Source organism: Bradyrhizobium sp. SRL28, assembly GCF_018596315.1.
Classification (GTDB): domain Bacteria; phylum Pseudomonadota; class Alphaproteobacteria; order Rhizobiales; family Xanthobacteraceae; genus Bradyrhizobium.
Map to the genome: position 1 here is coordinate 1 of NZ_JAHEAG010000097.1, position 10,315 is coordinate 10,315.

At 56.8% G+C, this 10,315-nt stretch carries 11 protein-coding genes and 3 pseudogenes; 3 read left to right on the top strand and 11 right to left on the bottom strand.

All coding sequences use genetic code 11. The features are described from left to right. The 3 genes and pseudogenes from KIP88_RS44555 to KIP88_RS44565 form a co-directional block, all read right to left on the bottom strand. Window positions 1–1,521 (bottom strand): response regulator transcription factor (locus KIP88_RS44555; RefSeq protein WP_214494393.1); only part of this gene is annotated, 1,521 nt, incomplete at its 3' end. A gap of 1,054 nt (window positions 1,522–2,575) precedes the next feature. After that, a pseudogene (locus KIP88_RS44560) lies at window positions 2,576–3,195 on the bottom strand (hypothetical protein). 12 nt (window positions 3,196–3,207) lie between these two features. Continuing rightward, window positions 3,208–3,525, bottom strand: coding sequence for a hypothetical protein (locus tag KIP88_RS44565; RefSeq protein ID WP_214494396.1), 318 nt, complete (start codon window positions 3,523–3,525; stop codon window positions 3,208–3,210). Between the two features lie 377 nt (window positions 3,526–3,902). On the opposite strand from KIP88_RS44565, the gene KIP88_RS44570 reads away from it, so the two are divergent. Next, a complete protein-coding gene (locus KIP88_RS44570; protein WP_214494399.1) occupies window positions 3,903–4,136 on the top strand; it encodes a hypothetical protein in 234 nt (77 codons plus the stop codon). Window positions 4,137–4,444: 308 nt separating this feature from the next. On the opposite strand, the gene KIP88_RS44575 is transcribed toward KIP88_RS44570, so the two are convergent. The 4 genes from KIP88_RS44575 to KIP88_RS44590 form a co-directional block, all read right to left on the bottom strand. After that, window positions 4,445–4,615: a hypothetical protein gene (locus KIP88_RS44575; RefSeq protein ID WP_214494401.1), complete on the bottom strand. Its 171-nt coding sequence runs from the start codon at window positions 4,613–4,615 to the stop codon at window positions 4,445–4,447. Between the two features lie 317 nt (window positions 4,616–4,932). Beyond that, window positions 4,933–5,112, bottom strand: coding sequence for a hypothetical protein (locus KIP88_RS44580; protein ID WP_214494402.1), 180 nt, complete (start codon window positions 5,110–5,112; stop codon window positions 4,933–4,935). A gap of 370 nt (window positions 5,113–5,482) precedes the next feature. Then, window positions 5,483–5,680 carry a hypothetical protein gene (locus KIP88_RS44585; RefSeq protein ID WP_214494414.1) on the bottom strand — a complete coding sequence of 66 codons (198 nt, stop codon included), beginning with the start codon at window positions 5,678–5,680 and terminating at the stop codon, window positions 5,483–5,485. Between the two features lie 98 nt (window positions 5,681–5,778). Continuing rightward, complete coding sequence (locus KIP88_RS44590; RefSeq protein WP_214494404.1) at window positions 5,779–5,931, bottom strand: hypothetical protein; 153 nt, start codon at window positions 5,929–5,931, stop codon at window positions 5,779–5,781. A gap of 495 nt (window positions 5,932–6,426) precedes the next feature. Between KIP88_RS44590 and KIP88_RS44595 the strand changes: the two are divergent. Next, window positions 6,427–6,828, top strand: a pseudogene (locus tag KIP88_RS44595) (plasmid partitioning protein RepB C-terminal domain-containing protein); the annotation flags it as partial. A gap of 58 nt (window positions 6,829–6,886) precedes the next feature. On the opposite strand, the pseudogene KIP88_RS47585 reads toward KIP88_RS44595, so the two are convergent. Together KIP88_RS47585 and KIP88_RS44605 are read right to left on the bottom strand one after the other, a co-directional pair. Beyond that, window positions 6,887–7,186 (bottom strand): annotated as a pseudogene (locus tag KIP88_RS47585) (transposase); the annotation flags it as partial. A gap of 182 nt (window positions 7,187–7,368) precedes the next feature. Further along, window positions 7,369–7,704 carry a GrlR family regulatory protein gene (locus tag KIP88_RS44605; protein ID WP_214494408.1) on the bottom strand — a complete coding sequence of 112 codons (336 nt, stop codon included), beginning with the start codon at window positions 7,702–7,704 and terminating at the stop codon, window positions 7,369–7,371. Window positions 7,705–7,890: 186 nt separating this feature from the next. Between KIP88_RS44605 and KIP88_RS47590 the strand changes: the two genes are divergently transcribed. Further along, a complete protein-coding gene (locus KIP88_RS47590; protein WP_249791530.1) occupies window positions 7,891–8,349 on the top strand; it encodes a hypothetical protein in 459 nt (152 codons plus the stop codon). A gap of 299 nt (window positions 8,350–8,648) precedes the next feature. On the opposite strand, the gene KIP88_RS48900 is transcribed toward KIP88_RS47590, so the two are convergent. Next, window positions 8,649–8,957: an adenylate/guanylate cyclase domain-containing protein gene (locus KIP88_RS48900; RefSeq protein WP_214494410.1), complete on the bottom strand. Its 309-nt coding sequence runs from the start codon at window positions 8,955–8,957 to the stop codon at window positions 8,649–8,651. 14 nt (window positions 8,958–8,971) lie between these two features. Next, complete coding sequence (locus KIP88_RS44615) at window positions 8,972–9,943, bottom strand: adenylate/guanylate cyclase domain-containing protein (RefSeq protein ID WP_214494412.1); 972 nt, start codon at window positions 9,941–9,943, stop codon at window positions 8,972–8,974. Window positions 9,944–10,315 lie beyond the last annotated feature (372 nt).

Below are 10,315 nucleotides of genomic sequence, written 5' to 3' on the forward strand. Positions count from 1 at the left end.
CGAGGCCTCATGCTTGATATGCCCCTTGGCAGCTCCAGAGCCGTTGTCGGAATCATGCAGGGCCTTCTGCGACTGACCGTGATTTAGATCGTCTAGCGGGGCCTCATGCTTGATATGCTCCTTGGCAGCTCCAGAGCCGTTGTCGGAATCATGCAAGTCGGGCTGCCCTTGACCATGATTGGGCTCGTTATCCTGGCCTGCCTGCGTTGTGTCACGCGTGCCTTCGTTCGCGGCCGCCGCGACAACGTTTATGGTTCCGGAACCTTGGGGAATAGTGTTCGCTCGGTCGCTGCCGTTATCCTCTGCGTCAGCATCGCCAACATGAAGCTCGCTGTGGTCTCTGGTGATCGTATCGCCTTGGGCGAACTCGAATGCGAACGCCCCATCGTACACTGCAGTAGCTGGTGTGCCGTCGAAATTTGCGAAGCTGGGAGCTGCGACCGCTGCCAGTCCCTTAGCGTCGCTTGCGGAAGATGAAGGGAAGACATCAGCTAGGCCATGGCCAAAATCAAACGCTTGCGCGGCGTGGGCGGTACGATCGAGCTCGTAAATCAAGGCTCCGAAAGCCGCAATCGTGAAGATGCTGTAGCTGCTCGAACTCGGCCTCGGCGCGTTGAGTGCTGCCTGCGCAAATGAACTCGCGGCCATCTCGCCACCCGGATCGACGAGCTTACCGATCGGCCTTGACGTTCCAGTTGCCGCGCCGGCGCCGCCGCGCTCCTTGCTGGCGGCTCTTTCTGGGGTGTCACCTGATACTGTTTCCTTTCGGCTGATTTTGATAGTGACAACCTTCGCGGAGCCGTTTGCGGCCATGACCGTGAAACTTTCGATCGCAGTGTGACCGGCGTCGACTGAATCGTCCAACGCTGCCAGGATAGCAGCTGCCAGGATACTCATCGCGCCGTAACGGCGCGACAGCGCGAGCGCGGCGAGCTCCGCACGGCTGCTGATTCCGAGCTTCTGTCGCGCGTGGTTGAGGTGAATCCTGACGATGTCCGGGACGACACCGAGCACCCGAGCAATATCGCTGTCTGACAACCCCTCGGCGACGAGATCCATGATCGTCCGCTCGTTGACGGTCAGAATTGCCCGAACGTTATTACCGAACGACGCGATTCCATTGGCTTCGTTACCGACCCTCGCCAGGTCTGACCCCGGTTTTTCCAGCCTCACGGACTGCACTAGCACTTCCGGTTTGGCGCTCATCGATATCATGCCGCAAGCACCGGTCGCCATTGCTGTGGCAAGATCGCCACAGGCGACAGAAGCGGTGAAGAACACCAGTCGGGAAGAAAGGCCTTTGTCGCCCACGACGGCGAGCATGTCGGACGCGGTCACATCCGTGAACCCGTCCTCCAGTAGCACCACATCGGGCGTCAACCTGCGAATGGCTGCAAGGCAACTAGCTCCATCGAGACAGCATGCAACCACCTCGAAATCGGGCTGCGCTCCGAACAGCGATACAAATCCATGCAAAACAATGGGACGTCGATCTGCTATCACCAGTCTAACGCGATGCATGAACTCTCCTTTTCGGCCCCGTAACGCATGAGACGGATTAAGGTTCCGGCGAATAAACTGCGCTCAACCGACGCGTTCCTAATTTTCATAATGGACCATGTGCAGGCAACTTTTTTTAAACAATGGGAGGACGTCCGTTTAGTGACGAAGAGCAGCGGCGTATGTGTCTCCGGCTCTGTCTCGACTTGGCCACAGTGAGCCCCGCCAATTCAGCCTGACGCGCGCGCTGAACAGTGCCAGGAGCGGCAACCAGAATGCGGCGCGCGCGCGAAGTGTCCCTCCAGCATCAAGCGCACTTAGGAAACCCGTCGTGACCTCTGGTGTCTCGACAGGTACACCCGCGTTTCGCTGCCCTGAGAAATTGGGAGGATGACCAGGCGTGGGTGTCGGGACCGCAACCAACGGTAGGTCGATCGGCTCGCCGGGATCCGGCCTAGCTCGCCGGAGGACCCCGTCGACGCAAGAAAGCTCAAATAGCTCTACGACTCTTTATACCGAAGAGATTGAGACCGCGTACCGAAGAGATTGAGACCGCCTTCGCGCGATCTTTTGTTGTGTACATCGCGGTGACTCAACTGGGGCGGGTTAGGTCGGGTGTGCAAGGACGAGCTGACGGGCAATCCGCCAACCAACCAGAGCTACCACATGGGAGCACCCCACCCAGATTTGATCGCGATCGATGTGCCTACCTGACCGGGCAACGATCGCTAAATCGATATCGCTGAACGCTCAATTGCGGGCAAACTATCCAGCCGGATATGCGATGGACGCTACGCGTATCCCCCACTTGACGCTGGTACAGCGCCTTGTGCCAGCGGGTTTTCCTTGGGTTAAACGCACATCCTGAACGGTTCCGAGAATGACGTTCCTCGGTACGGCTTTAGCCCAGAAAGACAAATCAGAAACCCAACGGCGCATCGATCGTACACCCGCCGCGGCAGTAGCGGAGGGCACCAAATTATTCGCAATCAAGCGTTGGAACGTAACGACTCTGGTCCCGTTCAACTTTGATACTCACCCGAACGACGGCCCGCCGAAGCGGGCGTCTTGAGGATTAACGAAGTCCCCCGCCGTACAGGGCCCGTTCTTTCGTACCTCTTCAGCGCCGTAGGGCTTGCTGCCGGCATCGAACGACTTCCACCCCGCCTTTTGCCAGGCCGCGCTTCGGTCACGCAGATTGATAGCAGACTCATCTAACATCGCTTCGAGACGGGAACGTTCGGCGTCGGCGACCCGCGCTGAAACCAGCGTGCCGCCCCGACGGACGCCCTCAGCGTAGGAGTGGGCATCTGCCTCAGACACGCCTGCCTCTGTGAGCGCGCCGACAATACCGCCGGTGGCTGCGCCCGCTGCCGCGCCAACCGCTGTGGCAGCCAGCCAACCAGCCGCAACAACGGGTCCAAGCCCGGGTATTGCCAACAAGCCAAGTCCGGCAAGAAGGCCAGCTGCGCCACCCACGCCCGCGCCAATGCCAGCGCCCTTCCCAGCGCCCTCGGCGCGATCATCCACGCCATCGCGATCGCGATCCACCATCTTGTCGGAGTTAAACCAGCCATCCGAGTTATTGGCGACGAGGCTGATGTCCGAATGCGGCACGCCTGCGGCTTCCAGGCGCCTAACAGCTTGCTGGGCGTCGTTGTGAGTATCGTAAAGACGAGAAATGGTAACAGTCATGTTTGGTCTTCCTTACTTGGCAGAATTGACGTTGCCTTGAAAATCGACGCTTACCGCAGTGGCTGAGCCGCTCTTGCTCGCCTTGCCGCGCCAAACACCATTGTCGTCTTTCTTTAGTTCCGTGACATTGGTGTAGCCGGCGTCCTCGATTTTCGACTTCGCTTGGCCTTCGGTGAAGCTGTTGCGACCCGCGACCGGAGCGTTGGAGTTGTTTTGACCGGCACTATTGACCGCGTTGTTGTTCGGTCCTGACTGCGCAGGCGGATTTTGCGCCGACGCCGTCGTAGCTGCCAATAATCCAATACAAATGTAGAGAAATGAGCTTTTCATAGTTTTCTCCAGAGTTTCAGGAGCGCTCGTAACCTTTCGCTACCGCTATAGTTCCTAAACTAATGACCTAGGCGCGTACGCGCTTTGCCAAGGCCCTCCGCCGTTCGAGCAACTCGCCGTACTGCTTTCGGGCGCGTGCCGCAGCTGCTTTCCATCTAGCCGATATGTATCGGGAACAAGTGGCAACACGCACCGTTGGAATACCGTGGCCAATTTATGAGGAGGCGTAAATGCCGGTACTGTTGCTGTGGGAGGTTCCTACTGTGATCGTTGTCGGCGGCGTCGGCTACTATTTTGTCCGCGTCGTGCACTAAATCGCACACAAGCTGGCCGGGAAAAATAAGCAATTCGGCCCAATTATCACTGGAGGAGACACCATGAAAAAGCTGCTGCTTTCAAGCGCCGTCGTCGCGTTTACGGTCACTTCGGCCTTTGCGCAAACCGCCGTTACCTCGGAATATTATGTGGTGAGAGATGCAACCACCAAGAAATGCACCATTGTCGATAAAAGGCCGACCACCACGACGACGGTAGTCGACAACGGCGTGTTCAAAACCAGGACCGAAGCCGAAACTGGCATGAAAACGATGAAGGTTTGTACGGAAAACTGATCCGCGATCAGTACGAGTTCGCAGTGCTCCATGGACGATCAGGGCCCCACTTTGCGCGTCCATCGCCTGCGTGGCCCTGCCGAGCGGTCCTCGGCAGGGTTTCTCTTTCTAGTTCGACAATTTGCCGGAACGCAGCGTGATTCCGCTCGTTGGCAGCTCAAACGAGGCGCAAAATGAAATACGTTCTATCTGCTATCGCGCTTTCTCTCCTGCTTACTACTGCCGCGAGAGCAGAAGAGACATCGTCGCAGCCCGTCAAGGCTGAGGGCGCGACCGAAGATTGTTCAAAACAAGTATGGCCAAACTTTTCACCGGCGTGCCTGCCGTAAGAATCCGATTGCGTAGTATCCGTCAGCCGCACCGACATTGATGATGCGCGGATAGCCACGCGCAATCACCCGACGCACAGCGTCATGCAGCTCGATCTCCTGCGTGCCGAGAAGGTAACCGAGCAGATTCCGGTTGGAGACCAGGGTCAAGCTCAGGTGCATTCCCGTAAACGGGCCGGACAGCACTGTGTCAGCAGCGCGATGACGGACCAAGGCCGCGGCCGCATTCCAGCGGGGCATCGCAAGCCAGCGCAGCAGGGCGCGGGCTGATGACGGAAGCAGCCTCCGAAGGCGACACTTGGATGGCATATGATGCGAACTCAGGCGGGCGCACAACGAGAATTCATGCGCGTTCACTGCGTGGATACACTGTGGTCAATCCGCGCGCAGCGTGACTACAAGTAAATCTCTCGTTGAAAATGTGTGGAAATGGCGACGGGCCGTACTACGGCCCGTCGTTGTTTCACTTAGGCGCGCGTTGATAGGGAAACACCCAGCTTCGCAGCCATAACACTGGTGGCGCCGGGGGTGCGTTTCAATGTCTTTGCGATCTTGGTGACACCTGACTTTGCTTTGGCCATCGTCTTCATTGTTCGAACATCGTCCTTCGTCCACGTGCGGCGAACTACTTTCTTAGCTTTTGCCATTCTTTCTCCGAATCGTATTGAGGCAGAGCCGGGCTTCTATCATGACTGTCTCACTAGCGATCAAAGAACAAATTTCCATTGCGAGAATGTGAACGTAAGCTTCGCTACGTGAAGGTCGGACGTGTGATCTAGATTATTATCATCGGTCGAAGAAACCGGGCATGTACTCCAAATTGAGAGGGACGTACATGGACAAACAATTTTACAGGGATAGGGCGCGCGTCCTCCGGGAGCTTGCGGACGGAGCAGACCCGCTGATCAAAAGAAGACTTTTACGTCTTGCGAATAACTACGACGATTTGACCACGTTGCGTGATCAAGCGGAAATGAAGCCAAAGCTAAGTTCCACAGACGATAGTCGCGGCAGCAATTAGCCAACAGTCTCGCTCGCTTTAACTGGCTTGGCGTTCTGAACAATCTCGCCATTCAGCCAGTCTTGCTCAACGGCCAAAGCCCGCCATGCGGCTTCCATGCGCTTGTATCGGTTGTAAGTTGGCTCGTCGGCAGCGCGCTCGGCAAGTTGTGCGCAGTTCTCGGCATTTTCTAAGAAATGCTGCGATTGCTTCATGAACATGGGATTGGCGTGGCTCGCGATCAATGCAGTCCGGCGTGACAATTTGTCCACATGACGGCCGTAAAATCGTCCGAGCCAAAAGCAACCCGAAACTAGGTACGGAAGAACACGAACCAGACAAAGCCCATAGCGATCACCGCGACACTTACGCTGATGATAAGCAGCAATAGAATCGAGGGGCCGGGCTCAGCTTGACGCGCTTCCATGGGCGTTTCGATAATGACGCCGTGCTTTTTCTTCATCATGATTGCACCTAAATTTTTGGTGCGAGGTCGGCGCGGTCAAATACCGGGACAATCTCAACATCCTCTGGCAAGGCACCCGATGGCGTGTCTTCCGCAGCATGGCGCAACGCTTCGGCGGTCGCATCCAATCCATCGGTAGTTTCGTTCGCGCCGCTACAAGCGACAGCAATCGCCGGCCATAGCCTTGCGAGCGTCGCACATCGATGGGATTGACCGATACCGCAGCGACGGCGACCTCGATCTCGCCGGCCGCCGGCTTGCGCCGGAGAACCGGTCGGACCTCGAAGCCACTACTCGGCCCGAGACACACCAGGGTGACACCTGTCGCATCCGTCACCATCTCGCCGCCCTCCCGAAGTTTCTGGACAATCTAACTGCACGATCAATTCGCCAAAGACGCCGGCCTCGGCGCTAGTCCTTCACTTCGAGCTTGAAGGCATAGCGCTCTAGCGCTTCCCGCAGGGCCTCGGTCCCTTCGCCGGTGCAAATTATTCGTCGTCCTATGCGAAAGCGCTGCTGGCCGCCACGAAGGACTGCGATCGCATAAAGCCCGCGAGGCCGGGCACTCCTGCAGTGGTTACGTCCGCAGACCTTGCGCTGATGGAGCGCGAGCTGAAATCCGCACAGAAGGAATTGAAGGCGACCGAGGCCGCCTATGGAATGGACATGCTCGATCTCACGACCGCCACACGGTATGTTTCGCGGCTGCTCGGCAATGGCAACATCAGGCGTTATCTCGATGACAATCACCCCGAGATTCTGAAGGAGTTCGCAACAATCATTTCTGCCGCTTCGCTCGACGATCCCGAACAAAGCAGAGGACAGGTTTCGGACGTGCGTTCTGTGACACCCAAAAAGCTCCTTGGCCGGGACCCGGAAGAGCCGCCTTGCCTCTAGGAAGACAAAGCCGCAAGAGGCCTGCGACAAGCCGACGACGCCAGAACCACGCCCGCTTGAGCCGACCCAGCAGCCACATGACAGTCGACATTGCGTCAGCTTCTCGTTCGAGCCGCCGGCTCGACTGAACCCGGTTCAGATAGCCGTAGATATATAGCTTCAGGAGAACCGAGGGATGGTACGATGGTCGACCAGTTGCCGCTGGCTCAACCCCCTCGAAGTTCATCTCGGCCAAATCGAGCGCACCGACAAACACATCGATCACCCGAACCGGGTTACTCTCGTCAATGAAATCATCGAGGCATTCGGGCAATAGTGTCCATTGCCCACGATCCGCCTCTTCAACGAAGCGCCTCATCGATTCCCCCACAGAATCACAGGAGAATCATAACAGCAGCACGGCGTTTTCACACAGCCAGGGTCAAACTCAGACCTCGGGGCCGCGCTCGAGCCAAGTCCGCCCTACCCTTAATAGCGGAAATCGCCAGACCGCCCGGGCTTGTCCGTATCGAATTGTAAGCTTAGGCCGAGATATTGAATCTAGTCTGCCACCAGCAAGCGCACCGTTGCATCGTATCGAACGCTTTGCTCGCCAATGAGGGCCATTGCATCGACCTTGGCACCGGCATCGTTGTAGGTGCCAAAGAACCCGATGTGTTGGACCTTGGCCGCCATCGGTCGCCCGGTCGGGGTATGCTCTTGACTGGTTATTTTACCCTGCCAATTTCCGGCGGAGCATTCATAGCTTCCTGTGTAATAGACGTAGGCATCGCCGCCATGCACCTGACCGTCGCGCAGTATCAGCACGCCATGAACGTCCTCGGCTACGCCATCTCGGGAAGTAGCATTCAACGAATAGAGGCCGTTCCTAATCATGATTGTTTCCACACCCAGTCACCAACAAACCTAGCCGACACCGGCAAGGTTGTCGCATGGTCACATAATACCGGGTGCGCCCCGAGCCGGTGACAACAGTGGCGAACCCTACCACAATTCTTCCTTGATCCGGTGCAGCTATCAGAGCCGTTGAATTACGCATCACATCTGTGGAGGGCAGGAAGCATGAAATTGTTTACGGGGCTGCTCGCGGCAATGCTCTTGCTGGCGGGTGCGGGTACAAGCCATGCGGTAGTTCGGATTGCTAATGATCGGGGCGGACAGATCGGTCGTTACGTAGAACGATACGAACAATTGCGAGCCTCAGGCCAAACAGTAATCATTGACGGCCTTTGCGCCTCGTCCTGCACACTGGTCCTCGGAGCGATCCCTCACGAGCGAATTTGCGTAACTCGGAACGCCAACCTCGCCTTCCACGCAGCGTGGGATTTTGGAGCCCGCGGACGTGCCATTACCAATCCGGGGGCCACCCGGATGCTCTATTCGATGTACCCATCGCAAGTCCGGGAATGGATCGCTAATCGCGGGGGTTTGAGTCCACGGATGATTTTCCTGCGAGGCAAGCAGTTGGAGGCGATGTACCGCCCTTGTTATCTGCATGCCCAGGTTGCTGGACCAAGATGAATGCCTGACTTCCTTGGCGGAATTGTCGCTGGCATCTAACGGACGACGGACGACTGCCCGCCTCGCCCCGGACGCCGCAGCCAAGGGACTACCGGGGACGAAGAGAGGTCGTGAGGCTTTTCCGCATAAGGCAGTTTTCTCTGATATGCATTCAGTAGACGCGGACGATATGCTGAACATAAGTGCAGCCAGCTTTATCCCACGCTGACCGCTTCCGGTCTTCCCCCAACTGCGGACATCACACATGGGGACTACTACTTCCCAAAAGGGCCAAACGCCTTACCCTTCCAAAGACCAGTTTAGAAATTTACCGGCGCTGCAAGTAGCCAAGTATTCATCAGCCCACGCCCCTTGATTTCCCTCTTTCCCAGCGATTGGAAATCGTATTGGCTAGGGAGTTCGGCGCGGACCTCATCAGTGACCAAGATCGCGTTTGGTACGCCGGCCGCTTCCATTCGGCTTGCAACGTTTACGGTGTCGCCCCATAGGTCATAAAGAAATCTCCGTTCGCCAATAATTCCTGCGTGGCAGGGCCCAAAGTTCAGGCCGACTCTGATTTTTGCTGGCGTCCCATCCGGTGCCGGCATCGATTGGGTGGCCCTGATCATCTTAATGGCAGCTTCTACGCATTGTTCGCAATTTTGCCCGGGTTGTCACCGAGACCATGGGCGGCCATATAGGCGTCGCCAATTGTCTTGATCTTCTCAAGCCCATGCCGGTCGCAGATCGCATCAAACGCGGCGAACAGTTTATTCAACCAAGCAACGATACGGTCGGGATCTGTCCGGGACGATATCGCGGTGAAGCCAACAATGTCCGCAAACATCACGACTACCTGCTGATGTTTGTCGGCAACCGCTTCACCCTCTTGGAGCCGATCTGCAATCCCTTCTGGAAGAATTCGCACGAGCAACTGGCGAAATCTTTGACGCTCCTCAGCTAAGTCACGGCTGGCTAGAAATTCTCGTCGTCTCAGCGTTTCCAGCAGGACGGCGAACCAAATTCCCATCATCGTCACTCCAACGTCGAGTAAAGCGAGCAAGACAAAGCTACGGTCTATCCCGCGTCCCGAGCCAATAATGCCAAGCAAGACCGCGCTCGTAGCGAGACTTGCACCGACCATCCATCTCAGACTTCCAGCCATGAATAGGAATGGGAAGAAGCTTATGATCGCGCCGTTGCCGATGAAGATATACGGCGTTTGCTCAAGAGTATTGATAAAGGCAAAGAATGCAGCATAGCCGACTGCACCAAGAGCCATGAGTTCATTCATTCGCGTGCGCAAGGCTGGAAGGTAGGTCAGGCCAATGGCGAATATGAGAAAACTGTTGGCATACACCTGTCGGATTAGGGTCACCTCCCCGAAGGCTACCTCGAAGACTAACCAATCCCATACCGTGTAGATGGCGTTCAGGAGTAAGCCGAGGATCATCCCGAACCGGCCAATCCAAATCTTGCTTTCGAGGATGGACGCTTGGTACTCAGCCTCAAGCTCGCGCGAAAACTTTAACCCGACATAGAATGGACGCGCCTTGTTCGGCTTCCTTGCCGGACGACGATCCAAGTGACCGGATGTTGATACTGCAAAGGTCATGAAAATCACTTCCGCCAATCGCCAAAGCCGCCCTGAAGATTGCAAGCTTGGCTTCCCTCGGCAAGAGCCCGACAAAGCTAGGGCGGCTTGGCTTAAGTCAGTTATGGGTCATCGCGTCGGTTTGGCCGAACCACGGCGACTTCCGGTCTACCGCGGTGAACGGACATTCTCAGGATCGGCGGGCATGTCTCAAAGGTGCCTGGAACGGAAGCCGCGACCTCCTTCGATCACCTCATCGGCACGGGTCAGGCGCACGCTTCAGAGATTCGAAATCTGCAACAGCTTACGGTCGCCGATCCAGGTTCTGGCAAGGTCGGCCTCGGCCTTGCGGGCTGCGGAGCCATCACCGCGTGACTTGTGCAGTTCCGCCAA